The following is a 14,227-nucleotide window of genomic DNA, read 5'->3' as shown; positions in this document are numbered from 1 at the left end:
TGCCGATGGTCAGGCCCAGTTCGCGGGACGCGATCCTGCGCGTGTTCGCCGAGCACGTCGCGGAGCGCGGGTACGCGGAGACCGCGCTCGCGGACGTCGCGGTGGCGCTGGGGCTGTCGAAGGGCACGATCCTGCACCACTTCGGGAGCAAGGAGGCGCTGCTCGGGGAGGTGCACGTCGCCTACTTCGGGCGGCGCCTGGCCGAGGCGGACTACGTGCGGGCGCACCTCGAGAGCCCCGTCGAGCGCCTGGTCGCGATGATCTACGCCCTGCTCGCCGCCCACCGGGACGACCGGGCCGCGAGCCTCACCTGCCTGCGTGAGCTGGTCCGATACTCCGGCGACGAACTCGGTGGGACCCTGGCCGAGCACATCCGCGGCCAGCGCACGCGGTACACCGACCTCGTGGTGGACATCGTCCGGGCGGGCGCGGCGGCGGGGGAGCTGCACACCGCGGACCCGCGGATGACGGCGCTGCACGTGTTCGGCATGTGCAACTACGCGTGGACGTGGTACCGGCCGGACGGGCCCGAGTCCGTCGAGCACATCGCGGGGGTGTTCGTGCGGGACCTGCTGGGCGAGGAGCGGGACACGGAGCTCGCGAGGGCGATCGCGGTGGTGCGCCGGGCGCCGGGCCGCGTTCCCGCAGGCTGACCATTCGGTCACCCTCGGCCCGGCGCAGTGTGGCTCCACAGTGCCCGTTTTCAGGCCTCAGAACAGCCATTATGGAGCCACAATGCCCGTTCTCGGCTCCAGGACGGCCGCTAGCCGAAGGCCGTGGTGATCGCCGTCGCCAGGGCTTCGGCGGGGGTCGAGAGGGTGCGGCGGCCGGTCTGCAGGGTGAACTCGAAGCCGCCGAGCGACGGGAGCCCGGCCACCGGGACCAGCCCCGGCGGCACCAGGGTCTCGGCGTGCGCGACCACCCCGAGTCCCGCCAGCGCCGCGGCCCGCAGGCCGGACAGCGAGCCGCTGGTGCAGGCGAGCCGCCAGGGGCGGCCCACCGCCTCCAGGGCGGTGATCGCGGCGGCCCGCGACAGTGCGGGCGGGGGATAGGTCACGAGCGGGACGGGCCCCTCGGCGAGCCGGAACCCGGGGGCCGCGACCCACACGAAGCGGTCCGGCCAGACCGGGGTTCCGCCCGTCCGGCCGGGTGAGCGCTTGGCGAAGAGCAGGTCCAGCTCGCCGCGGTCGAGCGCGGCCTCCAGGGTCTCGCTCAGCCCCACGGTCAGCTCGACGTCCACGCCGGGGTGCCGGCGTCGGAAGTCGGCCAGGATCGTCGGCACCCGGGTGAGCACGAGGTCCTCCGAGACCCCGAACCGCAGCCGCCCGCGCACCTGCACGCCGCGGAAGTGGGCCAGCGCGCGGTCGGCGGTGTCGAGGATCGCGACGGCGTACTCGACCATCGTCTCGCCGTCCGGGGTGAGGGTGACGCTGTGGGTGTCCCGCAGCAGCAGCGTGCGCCCGACCGCCTCCTCCAGTCGCCGGACGTGCTGGCTGACCGTCGACTGCCGCAGGTCCAACCCGGCGGCGGCCCGGGTGAACGACAGCGTGCGCGCGACGGCGACGAACGAGCGGAGCAGGACCGGATCCATCGCGAACCATGATGACAGACAGAGCGGTGTGCGTGTTTCCGAATGACCGGACGGCGGCGACGATGTCCGGGTGAAGCGCGTCGACCCGTTCCTGCTGATGATCCTCGCGACCGTGGGGGTCGCGGCCCTGCTGCCCGCGAGCGGGTCGGTCGCCACCGGGTTCTCCTACGCCACGAGTGTCGCGATCGCCCTGCTCTTCTTCCTCTACGGCGCCCGGCTCTCCACCCGCGAGGCGGTCGAGGGGCTCAAGCACTGGCGGCTGCACGGCACGGTCGTGGCGGCGACGTTCGTCCTGTTCCCGCTGCTCGGCCTGCTGATCCAGCTGATCCCCGCGGCGATCCTGCCCACCGAGCTCAAGCTCGGGCTGCTCTTCCTCTGCTGCCTGCCGTCGACGGTGCAGTCGTCCATCGCGTTCACCTCGGTGGCCCGCGGCAACGTGCCCGCGGCGATCTGCGCGGCCTCCCTGTCGAACCTGCTGGGCATCGTGCTCACGCCGCTGCTGACCGGGCTGCTGCTGTCCGCGCAGGGCGGGTTCTCGGCCCGCGCGCTGCTGGACGTCGCGCTGCAGCTCCTCGCCCCCTTCGTGCTCGGGCAGCTGCTGCGGCGCTGGATCGGCGACTGGGTGGCGCGCAACAGGAACTGGCTCAAGATCGTGGACCGCGGCTCCATCCTGCTGGTGGTGTACGTCGCGTTCAGCGAGGGCATGACGCAGGGCATCTGGGGCAGGCTCTCGCTCGGCGCCCTCGCCGCGCTCGTCGGCACGTGCGTGGTGTTGCTGGCGGTGGTCCTGGCGATCACCTGGTTCGTGCCGCGCCGCTTCACCCGCGCGGACCGGATCACGATCCTGTTCTGCGGGTCGAAGAAGAGCCTGGCCAGCGGCCTGCCGATGGCCGGGGTGCTGTTCTCGGCCGGGCAGGTCGGCCTGCTGGTGCTGCCCCTGATGCTGTTCCACCAGATCCAGCTCATGGCGTGCGCGGTCATCGCCGGGCGCCTGGCTCGGCAGGCCGAGGAGCCGGTGGCCGTCCCGGCCTGACCGGGCCTCACACGGGTGCGCCGCCGCGCCAGACCTCGCGCACCGTCAGCTCCGGCGAGAGCACCACGAGATCGGCGCGGCGGCCGGGTTCGAGGACGCCGACGTCGAGCCCGAGTGTCGCGGCGGGGGTCCCGGCGGTCATCGCGACCGCCCGGACCAGCCCCGACCTGCGGTCCGGCGCGGCGGCGACGATGGCCCGGAGCAGGGCGTCTCCGGTGGCGGTGCTGCCCGCGATGGACCCGCGCCGCTCCAGCCGGGCGACGCCCTCGCGGACCCGCACGTCCAGCCCGCCGAGCCGGTAGCGGCCGTCCGGCATGCCCGCGGCGACCATCGCGTCGGTGACCGCGGCGACCCGGGTGGGGCCCGCGCTCGCGAGGACGAGGTCCCACAGCGCGGGGTGGACGTGCAGCCCGTCGGTGACGAGCTCGACGGTCACCCGCGGGTCCCCGAGCAGCGCCGCGGCCGGGCCGGGCTCGCGGTGGTGCAGCGGGGCCATCGCGTTGAACAGGTGGGTGCCGACCCGGACGCCCGCCTCGATCGCGGACCCGACCAGCTCGTACCCCGCGTCCGTGTGCCCGACGGCGGCGAGCGCGCCCGCGCCGGCGACCCGCCGGATCGCGTCGAGGGCGCCCCGACGTTCCGGGGCGAGGGTCACCATCCGCACCACGCCGGTGGCGAGCAGGGCGTCCAGCTCGGCCGGGTCGGGGTCCCGCAGCAGCGCGGGATCGTGGGCGCCGCAGCGCGCCTCGGCGAGCCAGGGGCCCTCCAGGTGGACGCCCGCGAGCTCGCCGTCCGCGACCAGCTCGGTGAGGGCGTCGACGGCCCGGCGGAGCTCCGCGGGACCGGCGGTGACCAACGAGGCCAGGGTCGTCGTAGTGCCGTGTGCCCGGTGGAACCGCAGCGCGCGGCGGGCCTCCGCGGGATCGCCGGTGGTGTAGGCGGCGCCGCCCCCGCCGTGCACGTGCAGGTCCACGAACCCGGGCACGACGACCGCGACCCCCAGCTCGTGCTCCGCGGGCCTCGGGGGGCGGCCGATCCCGGTGGCGACGATCCGTCCGCCCTCGACGCCCACCCACCCGGGGCCGCAGTGGCCGGGGAGGACGACGGTCTCCGCGGCCAGCACGATCGCCCGCTCGCCGGGGGCGGTGCGTCGGCGTTCTCCGTGCCCCGGGTCGTGCAGGCCGTTCACAGCGTCTCCGTGACCTTCCGCAGGCCCCGCGGGGCGTCCGGGTCGCCGCCCCGGTCGACGGCGACGTGCCGGGCGAGCAACTGGAACGGCAGGATCTCCAGCAGCGGGGCGAGCGGCTCGGCGGTCTCGGGCAGCACCACGTCCCGCGCCGCGCTGCCCACGGTGACCACGTCCGCCCGCCGTTCGGCCAGCGCGTCGAGCACCGGCGCGAAGGCCTGCCCGCCCGCGCCCGCGGAGGTCACGGCGAGCACCGGCACCCGCGGCTCGACGAGCGCGAGCGGTCCGTGCAGCAGGTCCGCCCCGGAGAAGGCCTGCGCGGACACGTACGCGGTCTCCATCAGCTTCAACGCCGCCTCCCGGGCCGTCGGGTAGGAGTAGCCGCGGCCGGTGGTGATCATTCGTTCGGCGAACCGGTAGCGGACCGCCAGGGCGGCGAGCTCGGCGTCCCGGGCCAGGATCGCGTCGCCGAGGTCCGGCAGCGCGTCCGCCCCGGCGCCGCCGAACAGCAGGTTCAGGGCGAGCAGCTGCGCGGTGTAGGACTTGGTCGCGGCCACCGCGCGTTCCGGGCCCGCCAGGACGTCGACGTGCGCGTCCGCCGTCGTGGCCAGCGCGGACGCCGCGTTGTTGGTCACCGAGACCGTCAGCGCCCCGCCCGCCTTCGCCACCTCGAGGGTGCGCAGCAGGTCGGGGGATCCGCCGGACTGGCTGACCGCGACCATCAGGACGTCCCGGAGGTCGGGCCTGCGGCCGTAGGCGGTGTAGGTCGAGGGCGACACCAGCCCGACGGGCAGCCCGAGCGTGATCTCGACCAGGTACTTCGCGTACAGGGCGGCGTGGTCGCTGGTGCCCCGGGCGACGAGCAGGACGAACCGGGGTGCCCGGCGTCGGACCAGCTCGGCGGCCTCCGCGAGGCCCGACGCCCCGCCGGGCCCGGCCTCCGCGAGCTGACGCCGCCACACGGCGGGCTGCTCGGCGGTCTCGGCGGCCATCAGGGCGCCGGGGGAGAGCGTGCGGGTCACGGGTGGTCCTCCGAGTCGGTCGGGGCGGGGGCGGGGTCGTGGGCGGGGTCGTGGGCGAGGTCGTGGGCGAGGTCGTGGGCGGGGTCGTGGGCGAGGTCCTGGGCGAGCCGCAGCGCGCCGAGGACGGGATCGGTGCGCAGGACCGTCAGCGGCACCCCGGGCAGCCGCGCGCGCAGCAGGTCCTGCAGGACGGGTCGGTGGACGGCGAACCCGCCGCCGAGCACCACGGGCCCGGGGATCTCGAGCCGGTCGAGGACGCAGCGCGCCAGCCCGGCGAGGGCGTCGGCGGCGCGGCCGAGGAGGTCGGCCGCCACCGGGTCGGGTCCGGGAGCGGCTCCGGGACCCGCTCCGACATCCGCTCCGACATCCGCTCCGGTGTCGGCGAGCCGGGCGACCGCGTCGGCGCGGGCCGCCCAGTACTGCCGCTCCGGGCGGCCGTAGACGTGGTCGAGGAGTGCGTCGCAGTGGGGGAGGCCGCAGTCCTGCAGCAGCGCCGCGGTGACGGCGTCGGGCGGGAGGTCGCGGTCGTGGCGGCCCAGCGCGTGCCGGACGGCCTCGCGGGCCACCCACCACCCGCTGCCCTCGTCGCCGAGGAGGTAGCCCCAGCCGCCCGCGCGGACCTGTGTGCCGTCCGCGCGCCGGCCCCAGGCCACCGAACCGGTCCCGGAGATCAGGGCGACACCCTCCGCGAGCCCGGCCAGCATCAGCTCCGTGTCGTGCACGACCGCGACCCGCGCGCGCGGCACCCGGGCCGCCAGCATCGCCGTCAGCCGGGCGACGGTGGCGGGCGAGTCCGCGCCCGCGGCCCCCGCGCACACCGCCTGGACGCCGGACAGGTCGCCGAGGCCCGCCAGGGCCGCGTCCAGGGCCGCGCCCGCGCGCGCGTCGCCGACCGAGGCGAGGTTGGCGGAGCCGGTCCGGGTCTCGCGGCGCACGCCGTCGGTGCAGCGCAGGGCCCGCGTCGTGGAGCCGCCGATGTCGAGGCCGAGCAGGTCGCTCACACCGACTCCCGCGACGAGGGGGCGGGCCAGCGGCCGTCGTTCTCCCAGTACCGGCGGATGTCCTCCAGCTCGCGCCCCTTCGTCTCGGGGGCGAAGCGGTGCACGAAGACCATCGCGAGCAGGGCGAGCACCCCGAACACCACGAACGTGCCGACGCCGCCGACCCCGTTGAGCAGGGTCAGGAACACGGCGGCGACGACGGCGTTGGCCACCAGGTCCGCGGTGAGCATCGCCGACGCGCCGAGCGAGCGCAGCCGCGCCGGGAAGGCCTCACCGGCGTAGACCCACACCAGCGAGCCGAAGCCGAACGTGAACCCGACGGTGAACAGCACCAGCCCGATGAACCCGAACAGCGTGCCGCCGCCGGTCGCGAACACCGCGATGAGCAGCGCGTTCGCCACGACCATGATCTCGGCCAGGACGAGGTGTGGTGGGTCGAGCGGGTCCGGCTGGTGGACGGGGTGCCGCTGGCCGTCGAGACCGCGCAGCTGGCCGGTGAGCTGCCGGGGCTCGCCGAGCAGCTCGCCGCCCGCGGGTCGATGTACGAGACGCTGCGCGAGGTCTACGGCCGCGGCGTCGACGAGGTGCGAGACGCCGTGCAGAGCAGGCTGGCGGACCCGCGCGAGGCGGAGCTGCTCGCCGTCGAGACGGGGCACCCGCTGCTGGTGGTGCGCAGACACAGCCACACCGCGGACGGGCGGCCGGTGGAGTGGACGCACTCGGTCTACCGGGGGGACCGGTTCACCTTCGTGGCCGCCGCCCGGCGTACGTGACCCTGGGCACCCCGGGCGGGCGATTACTGTGGACGCATGCAGACCTGGGCCCCCGTCGCGCTCCCCGCTCTCGAGGGGAGCGGCCCGCCGCTTCGCCTGTACGACACCTCGACCGCGCGGGTGCGGCCCACGGCCCCCGGCGACGTCGCGACCATGTACGTCTGCGGGATCACCCCGTACGACGCGACACACCTCGGCCACGCCGCCACCTACCTGGCGTTCGACCTGGTCAACCGGTACTGGCGCGATCTCGGGCACGACGTGCACTACGTCCAGAACGTCACCGACATCGACGAGCCCCTGCTCGAGCGGGCGGACCGGGACCAGGACGACTGGGTGGTCCTGGGCATGCGCGAGACCGCGCTGTTCCGCGAGGACATGGCGGCCCTGCGGGTCGTGCCGCCGCGGGACTACATCGGCGCGGTGGAGGCGATCCCGGAGATCGCGGAGCTGGTGGCGAAGCTGCTGGTCGACGGCGCGGCCTACCGCATCGACGACCCCGAGTACCCGGACGTCTACTTCGACTCGGCCGCCACCGGCCACTTCGGCTACGAGTCGCGCTACGACGAGGAGACCATGCTCCGGCTCTCCCGGGAGCGCGGCGGCGACCCCGACCGGCCCGGCAAGCGCAACCCGGTGGACGCGCTGCTCTGGCGCATGGAGCGCCCGGGGGAGCCCGCGTGGGACTCCGACCTCGGGCGGGGGCGCCCGGGGTGGCACGTGGAGTGCGCGGCCATCGCGCTGAACCGGCTCGGCACCCAGATCGACCTCAACGGCGGCGGCTCCGACCTGATCTTCCCGCACCACGAGTGCGGCGCGGCCCACGCCGAGGCGCTGACCGGCGACCATCCCTTCGCCCGGCACTACACGCACACCGGGATGATCGGGCTCGACGGCGAGAAGATGTCCAAGTCCCGCGGCAACCTGGTGTTCGTCTCCAAGCTGCGCAACGCGGGCGTCGACCCGAACGCCATCCGCGCCGCGCTCATCTCCGGGCACTACCGGCAGGACCGGCCGTGGACCGACTCGCTGCTGGCCGAGGCGCAGGAGCGCCTGGCGCGGTGGCGTGCGGCCCTGGCACTGGAGGCCGCGCCGTCCGCGGACGACATGATCGCGTCCCTGCGGCAGCACCTCGCCGACGACCTCGACACCCCCCGCGCCCTCGCCGCGGTCGACGCGTGGGCCGCGGAGGCGGTGGAGCGCCGCGGTACGGACCGCGAGGCCCCGGCCACGGCCCGCGCCGCCATCGACGCACTCCTCGGCATCACCCTCTGACCCGTGAGTGGGGATGGTCGCCCTAGCGACCATCCCCACTCACGGCTTTCTCGGGACCAGGGCCGGGACCGCCGCGACCAGCAGCGCCGCGGGTGCGAGGAAGGCCGCGGCCGGGTCCGCGTGGTAGACCGGGGGCAGGGCGATCGGGCTCGCCGCCGCGCCGAAGAAGCGCAGCGACTGCACCACCGAGATCGGGCCGCCGCCGCGGGTGCCCGCGCCGCCCAGCACCAGGGAGTTGACGCCGACCACCAGCAGCTGGCTCGGGAACCCCGCCAGCGCCCACAGGACGGCGACCAGCCCGACCAGCGGCACCAGGCCCACGCCCGCCAGCAGCGCGCCGCCGAGCGCGGCGCCCGCGATCACGCAGCGGCGCCCGCCGAACCGGCCGACGGCGGCCCCGGCGACCCGGGCCGTCAGGATCCCGGCGACGCCCAGGCCGGTCAGGACCAGGCCGCGCGGCCCGGCATCGAGGTCGAAGACGTCCGCGAGGCGCAGGGCGACGAGGAACCCCGCGCCGCCCAGGCAGCCCCAGCCCAGCCCCGCGACCAGGCCCAGGCGCAGCACCTCGGGTCGCAGCGCGCTGCGCAGCGTGGCCGCGCTCCGGCTCGCGGCACCGTCGTCGTTCGGGAGCCCGACCACGGCCAGCCCGAGCGCCACCGCCGCCACGCCGACGAACGCCAGGTGCCAGTCCACCTCGGCGGCGAGCCCGCCCACCAGCGGCGCGGACGTCTGCCCGGCGGCCTGCAACGAGCCGTACCAGCCCAGCGCACGACCCAGCGCCTCCGGCGTGACGGAGGCGGCCAGGGCCGCCATGACCAGCGGTGTGGTGAACGCGTTGGCCAGGCCCTGCAGCGCCCGCGCGCCGAGGAACACCCCCCAGCTCGTGGCCACCACCGCCACCACGCAGGACAGCGCGTAGCCGACGTAGGCGGTGCGGACCGTCCGGACCCGCCCCCATCGCTCGCCGAGCGTCCCGGAGAGCAGCATCGCCGCGGCGAAGGGGAGCAGGAAGGCCGTCAACGACGACGACGCGGCCGCGGGCGAGATCCCGAACGAGCCGCCCAGCTCCGGCAGCATCGCCGTGGTGATGCCCCCGCCGAACGGGCCCAGGAAACCACCCAGGTAGAGCCCGGCCCGGCGGAGCCTCAGCTGGACCCGCCGCGGCGGCGGAGGTAGCGCTCGAAGTCCGCCGCGATCTCGTCACCGCTGGTCTCGGCGAGGTCGACGGGCTTCTCCTCCTCCTCGTCCTCGGCCTGCTGCTCGAGCTGGCGGACGTACTCGCGCACCTCGTCATCCGCCTCGGCCATCTCGTTGACCGTGCGCTCCCACTCCTCGGCCTGGTCGGGCAGCCCGCCGAGGGGGACCTCGACGTCCAGCGCCTCCTCGATGCGCATGAGCAGCGCGATCGCCGCCTTGGGCACCCGCGCCTGCGACACGTAGTGCGGCACCTCGGCCCAGTACGAGACCGACGGGACGCCGTTTTCGATCAGCTGCGACTGCAGCACCCCGACGATCCCGGTCGGGCCTTGGTAGGTCGACGGCTCGACGCCGAGCTTCTTCGCCGACTCGGTGTCGTACCCGCTGCCGCGCACCGGCGTCGGCCGGGTGTGCGGCACGTCGGTGAGCATCGCGCCGAGGTTGATGACCTTCGTCACGCCCAGCTTCTCGACGTACTCGATGATCTCGCCGCAGAAGGAGCGCCACCGCAGGTTCGGCTCGATGCCGTTGACGAGCACGACGTGCCGCTCGCTGCCCGGCAGCTTCGCCACGGACAGCCGGGTGGTCTGCCACTCGATGCGCCGGGTGACGCCCTGGGCCATCCGGACGAGCGGGCGCGTGACCTGGAAGTCGTAGTAGTCCTCGGGATCGATGGAGCCCAGGGGCTCGGCGTCCCAGCTCAGCTCGAGGTGTTCCAGTGCGGAGCTGGCGGCCTCGCCCGCGTCGTTCCAGCCCTCGAAAGCCGTGATCATCACCGGATCGACGAGGTCCGGCAGCTCCGCGGGCACCCCCGCCCCCTGCTCGCGCTCGGTCATCCGTCCACCCTACGGCGCGCGCGGATAACACGAGTGGGACCCGTACTCTTGTGGAGTGTCAGCCGTGAACGCAGCCGCGTCAGATCACAGCTTCGACACCACGCTGCTGGACACGCTGTCCGAGCGCGTGGTGATCGCCGACGGTGCGATGGGCACCATGCTCCAGAGCCACGACCTCACGCTCGACGACTTCGCCGGGTTGGAGGGGTGCAACGAGATCCTCAACGCCACCCGGCCGGACGTCGTGCGGGGCATCCACCGCGCGTACTTCGAGGCGGGTGCGGACGCCGTCGAGACCAACACCTTCGGCGCCAACCTGCCCAACCTCGCCGACTACGACATCGCGGACCGCATCCGCGAGCTGTCCGAGCGGGGGGCCCGGCTGGCCCGCGAGGCCGCGGACGAGGTGGGCGGGCAGCGCTACGTCCTCGGCTCGATCGGCCCCGGCACCAAGCTGCCGACGCTCGGCCACGAGACCTTCGCCACCCTGCGGGACGCCTACACCGAGACCGGCCGCGGCCTGCTCGCGGGCGGGGCGGACGCGTTCCTCATCGAGACCTGCCAGGACCTGCTGCAGGTGAAGTCGGCGGTGCTCGGCGTGCAGGAGGCCATGCGCCTCGAGGGCCGCCGCATCCCGATCATCACCAGCGTCACCGTCGAGACCACCGGCACCATGCTGCTGGGCTCGGAGATCGGCGCCGCGCTGACCGCGCTGGAGCCCCTGGGCATCGACGTCATCGGGCTGAACTGCGCCACCGGCCCCGCCGAGATGAGCGAGCACCTGCGCACGCTGTCGAAGCAGGCCCGCATCCCGCTGTCGGTCATGCCGAACGCGGGCCTGCCGGTCCTGGGCAAGAACGGCGCCGAGTACCCGCTGACCGCCGAGGAGCTCGCCGAGGCGCTGAGCGTCTTCGTGCGGGACTACGGGCTGCGGCTGGTCGGCGGCTGCTGCGGCACCACGCCCGCCCACGTCCGGGCCGTCGCCGACGCGCTGCCGTCCGTGACCCCCGCGGTCCGCAGGCCGCGTCCGGAGCCGGGGGTGTCGTCGCTGTACGCGCCCGTCCCGTTCCGGCAGGACACCTCGGTCCTGATGGTGGGGGAGCGCACGAACGCCAACGGCTCCAAGAAGTTCCGCGAGGCCATGCTGGAGGAGCGCTGGGAGGACTGCGTCGCGATCGCCCGCGAGCAGACCCGCGAGGGCGCCCACCTGATCGACCTCTGCATCGACTACGTCGGGCGCGACGGGGTCGCGGACATGCAGGAGCTGGCCGGGCGCCTCGCCACGGCGTCGACCCTGCCCGTCATGCTGGACTCCACCGAGCCGGAGGTCCTCAAGGCCGGTCTGGAGCTGCTCGGCGGCCGCTCGATCGTCAACTCCGTGAACTTCGAGGACGGCGACGGGCCCGGGTCCCGGTACCAGCGCACGATGGAGCTGGTCCGCGCGCACGGCTGCGCGGTCGTCGCGCTGTGCATCGACGAGGAGGGCCAGGCCCGCGACCGGGGCTGGAAGGTCCGTGTCGCCGCCCGGCTCATCGAGGACCTGACCACGCACCACGGCATGCGGGTCGGGGACATCGTCGTCGACACCCTGACCTTCCCGATCACCACCGGGCAGGAGGAGGTGCGCCGGGACGGCCTGGAGACCATCGAGGCGATCCGCGAGCTCAAGCGGCGCTACCCGGACGTCCAGACCACCCTGGGCATCTCCAACATCTCCTTCGGCCTCAACGCGGCCGCCCGCCAGGTGCTGAACTCGGTGTTCCTGCACGAGTGCGTCGAGGCGGGGCTGGACACCGCGATCGTGTCCGCGGCGAAGATCCTGCCGATGGCGAAGATCCCGGACGAGCAGCGGGCCGTCGCGCTCGACCTGGTCTACGACCGCCGCAGACCCGATGCCCACCCGCCCTACGACCCGCTCAACCGGTTCATGGAGCTGTTCGAGGGGGTCACGGCGTCGTCGGCGCGCGCGGGTAGGGCCGAGGAGCTGGCCGCGCTGCCGCTGTTCGAGCGCCTGGAGCGCCGGATCGTCGACGGCGAGCGCAACGGCCTGGAGGCCGACCTCGACGAGGCCATGCAGACCCGGCCGCCCCTGGAGATCGTCAACGACACGCTGCTGTCCGGCATGAAGACCGTCGGCGAGCTGTTCGGCTCCGGGCAGATGCAGCTGCCGTTCGTGCTCGCCTCGGCGGAGGTCATGAAGACCGCCGTGGCGTACCTCGAGCCGCACATGGAGAAGACGGACGACGACGGCAAGGGCACGATCGTGCTGGCCACCGTCAAGGGGGACGTCCACGACATCGGCAAGAACCTCGTGGACATCATCCTGTCCAACAATGGCTACACGGTCGTGAACCTGGGGATCAAGCAGCCGATCGCCACCATCCTGCAGGCCGCGGACGAGCACCGGGCACACGCCGTCGGGATGTCGGGGCTGCTGGTCAAGTCCACGGTGATCATGAAGGAGAACCTGCAGGAGATGAACTCCCGCGGGAAGAAGCTCCCGGTGCTGCTGGGCGGGGCCGCCCTGACCCGCTCCTACGTCGAGAACGACCTCACCGAGGTCTACGAGGGCCGGGTCTCCTACGCCCGGGACGCGTTCGAGGGCCTGCGGCTGATGGACGCCACGATGGCCCGGCTGCGCGGCGCGCTGCCCGAGGTGGACCCGGAGGAGGAGCGCAGGGCGGCCGAGCGCAAGGAGCGCCACGAGCGCTCCAAGCGCATCGCCGCGAAGCGCAAGGCCGCCGAGGTCGAGGCGGCGGGCCCGCTGCCCGAGCGCTCGGACGTCGCGGTGGACAACCCCGTCCCCACCCCGCCGTTCTGGGGCACCCGGGTGGTCAAGGGCGTCGCGCTGGCCGAGTACAGCGGGATGGTGGACGAGCGCGCGCTGTTCCTGGGCCAGTGGGGCCTGCGCGGCACCAAGGGCGGCGACGGCCCCTCCTACGAGGAGCTCGTGGAGACCGAGGGCAGGCCGCGGCTGCGGTACTGGCTGGAGCGGCTGACCGCGGAGGGCGTGCTGGCGCACGCCTCCCTGGTCTACGGGTACTTCCCGGCGGTGTCGGAGAAGGACTCGCTGCTGGTGCTGACCGAGCCCCGGGCGGACGCCCCGGAGCGGTACCGCTTCGAGTTCCCGCGCCAGCGCCGGGACCGGCACCTGTGCCTGGCGGACTTCTGGCGCCCGCGCGGTTCCGGCGAGGTCGACGTCCTGCCGCTGCACCTGGTGACGATGGGCCAGCCGATCGCGGACTACGCCAACGAGCTGTTCGCCAAGGACGCCTACCGGGACTACCTGGAGGTCCACGGGCTGTCGGTGCAGCTCACCGAGGCCCTCGCCGAGTACTGGCACAAGCGGATCCGGGAGGAGCTGACCTGGTCCTCGGGGCGCACGCTGGCCGAGGAGGACCCGGCGGACGTCGAGGACTTCTTCAAGCTCGGCTACCGCGGCGCCCGGTACTCGCTGGGCTACGGCGCCTGCCCGAACCTCGAGGACCGCAGCAAGATCGTGGAGCTGCTGGAGCCGGGCCGGATCGGGGTGTCGCTGTCCGAGGAGCTGCAGCTGCACCCGGAGCAGTCCACGGACGCGCTGGTCGCCCACCACCCGGAGGCGAAGTACTTCAATGCCGGCTGAACGCGCCGTTCGTCCCCCCGCGGCGGTGCTGTTCGACATGGACGGCACGCTGATCGACTCCGAGAAGGTGTGGGACCGCTCCCTCGTCGAGGTGCTCCGATGGCTCGGCGGGACCGACCTGTCCGCCGCGGCCCGCCGGGAGACCCTCGGCGGCAACCTGCAGAGCTCTCTGCGGATCGTGTTCCGCGAGGCGGGGGTCGAGCCGGAGCCGGAGCCGTTCGACAAGGCGGCCCGGATGCTCGTCGAGAAGACGGCGGAGTTCTTCGCCGACGGTCTGCCGTGGCGGCCGGGGGCACCCGAGGCGCTGCACACGGTCCGCGCCGCGGGCATCCCGGTCGCGCTGGTCACCAACACCGGCCGCTACCTCACCGACAAGGCGCTCGACGGGATAGGCCGCGCGCACTTCGACGTCACGGTGTGCGGCGACGAGGTGCCGCACGGCAAGCCCGCCCCCGACCCGTACCTGCGGGCCGCCGCGCTGCTCGGCGTGCCGGTGGCGGACTGCGTCGCGGTGGAGGACTCGCCGACCGGAATCCGGGCCGCCGAGACCGCGGGCGCCGCCGTCCTCGCCGTGCCGTGCGAGGTGCCGATCCCCGACGCGCCCGGACGGGTGGTGCGGGAGTCCCTGGTCGGCCTGCGTGTCGAGGACCTGGCCGACGTGCTCGCCGCGGTCCGGAGGGGCCGCTGA

At 74.2% G+C, this 14,227-nt stretch carries 13 protein-coding genes; 6 read left to right on the top strand and 7 right to left on the bottom strand.

Annotated features, from left to right (window positions below; all coding sequences use genetic code 11):
• The first annotated feature begins 5 nt into the window (after window positions 1-5).
• Window positions 6-653, top strand: a complete 648-nt coding sequence (locus tag BLS43_RS05280; RefSeq protein ID WP_143029945.1) for a TetR/AcrR family transcriptional regulator — start codon at window positions 6-8, stop codon at window positions 651-653.
• A gap of 110 nt (window positions 654-763) precedes the next feature.
• Here BLS43_RS05280 and BLS43_RS05275 read toward each other — a convergent pair whose 3' ends face one another.
• Window positions 764-1,591: a LysR family transcriptional regulator gene (locus BLS43_RS05275; protein ID WP_093077626.1), complete on the bottom strand. Its 828-nt coding sequence runs from the start codon at window positions 1,589-1,591 to the stop codon at window positions 764-766.
• A 70-nt stretch (window positions 1,592-1,661) separates the two neighbouring features.
• On the opposite strand from BLS43_RS05275, the gene BLS43_RS05270 reads away from it, so the two are divergent.
• The gene (locus BLS43_RS05270; protein ID WP_281245813.1) at window positions 1,662-2,624 is read left to right on the top strand and encodes a bile acid:sodium symporter family protein; all 963 of its coding nucleotides are present in this window, start codon (window positions 1,662-1,664) and stop codon (window positions 2,622-2,624) included.
• Window positions 2,625-2,631: 7 nt separating this feature from the next.
• On the opposite strand, the gene BLS43_RS05265 is transcribed toward BLS43_RS05270, so the two are convergent.
• From BLS43_RS05265 to BLS43_RS05250, 4 genes are read right to left on the bottom strand one after another with little or no spacing between them, the layout of a single operon-like run.
• Window positions 2,632-3,813, bottom strand: a complete 1,182-nt coding sequence (locus tag BLS43_RS05265; protein ID WP_218129717.1) for an N-acetylglucosamine-6-phosphate deacetylase — start codon at window positions 3,811-3,813, stop codon at window positions 2,632-2,634.
• A complete protein-coding gene (locus BLS43_RS05260; RefSeq protein WP_093078472.1) occupies window positions 3,810-4,802 on the bottom strand; it encodes an SIS domain-containing protein in 993 nt (330 codons plus the stop codon). Before BLS43_RS05260 ends, BLS43_RS05265 begins: the two co-directional genes overlap by 4 nt.
• A gap of 26 nt (window positions 4,803-4,828) precedes the next feature.
• Entirely contained in the window at window positions 4,829-5,833 is a 1,005-nt protein-coding gene (locus BLS43_RS05255; protein ID WP_093077624.1) for an N-acetylglucosamine kinase, read from the bottom strand.
• The gene (locus BLS43_RS05250; RefSeq protein ID WP_245707313.1) at window positions 5,830-6,234 is read right to left on the bottom strand and encodes an MFS transporter; all 405 of its coding nucleotides are present in this window, start codon (window positions 6,232-6,234) and stop codon (window positions 5,830-5,832) included. Before BLS43_RS05250 ends, BLS43_RS05255 begins: the two co-directional genes overlap by 4 nt.
• Window positions 6,235-6,258: 24 nt before the next feature.
• Between BLS43_RS05250 and BLS43_RS05245 the strand changes: the two genes are divergently transcribed.
• Together BLS43_RS05245 and mshC are read left to right on the top strand one after the other, a co-directional pair.
• Window positions 6,259-6,606 (top strand): GntR family transcriptional regulator, encoded by a 348-nt coding sequence (locus BLS43_RS05245; RefSeq protein ID WP_093077618.1) that lies wholly within the window; start codon window positions 6,259-6,261, stop codon window positions 6,604-6,606.
• Between the two features lie 36 nt (window positions 6,607-6,642).
• The gene (mshC, locus tag BLS43_RS05240; RefSeq protein WP_093077615.1) at window positions 6,643-7,881 is read left to right on the top strand and encodes a cysteine--1-D-myo-inosityl 2-amino-2-deoxy-alpha-D-glucopyranoside ligase; all 1,239 of its coding nucleotides are present in this window, start codon (window positions 6,643-6,645) and stop codon (window positions 7,879-7,881) included.
• 39 nt (window positions 7,882-7,920) lie between these two features.
• Here mshC and BLS43_RS05235 read toward each other — a convergent pair whose 3' ends face one another.
• On the bottom strand, window positions 7,921-9,003 hold the full coding sequence (locus tag BLS43_RS05235; protein ID WP_281245816.1) for an MFS transporter: 1,083 nt from the start codon (window positions 9,001-9,003) through the stop codon (window positions 7,921-7,923).
• A gap of 23 nt (window positions 9,004-9,026) precedes the next feature.
• Window positions 9,027-9,914, bottom strand: a complete 888-nt coding sequence (locus BLS43_RS05230) for a PAC2 family protein (protein ID WP_093077609.1) — start codon at window positions 9,912-9,914, stop codon at window positions 9,027-9,029.
• Between the two features lie 103 nt (window positions 9,915-10,017).
• Here BLS43_RS05230 and metH point away from each other — a divergent pair, with 103 nt between their 5' ends.
• Together metH and BLS43_RS05220 are read left to right on the top strand one after the other, a co-directional pair.
• Entirely contained in the window at window positions 10,018-13,539 is a 3,522-nt protein-coding gene (gene metH / locus BLS43_RS05225) for a methionine synthase (protein WP_425438526.1), read from the top strand.
• Window positions 13,529-14,227 carry an HAD family hydrolase gene (locus BLS43_RS05220; protein ID WP_093077604.1) on the top strand — a complete coding sequence of 233 codons (699 nt, stop codon included), beginning with the start codon at window positions 13,529-13,531 and terminating at the stop codon, window positions 14,225-14,227. The genes metH and BLS43_RS05220 overlap by 11 nt, the downstream gene beginning before the upstream one ends.

This window comes from Pseudonocardia oroxyli (assembly GCF_900102195.1).
Lineage (GTDB): Bacteria > Actinomycetota > Actinomycetes > Mycobacteriales > Pseudonocardiaceae > Pseudonocardia > Pseudonocardia oroxyli.
This window is presented reverse-complemented; position numbering and strand designations above follow the sequence as displayed.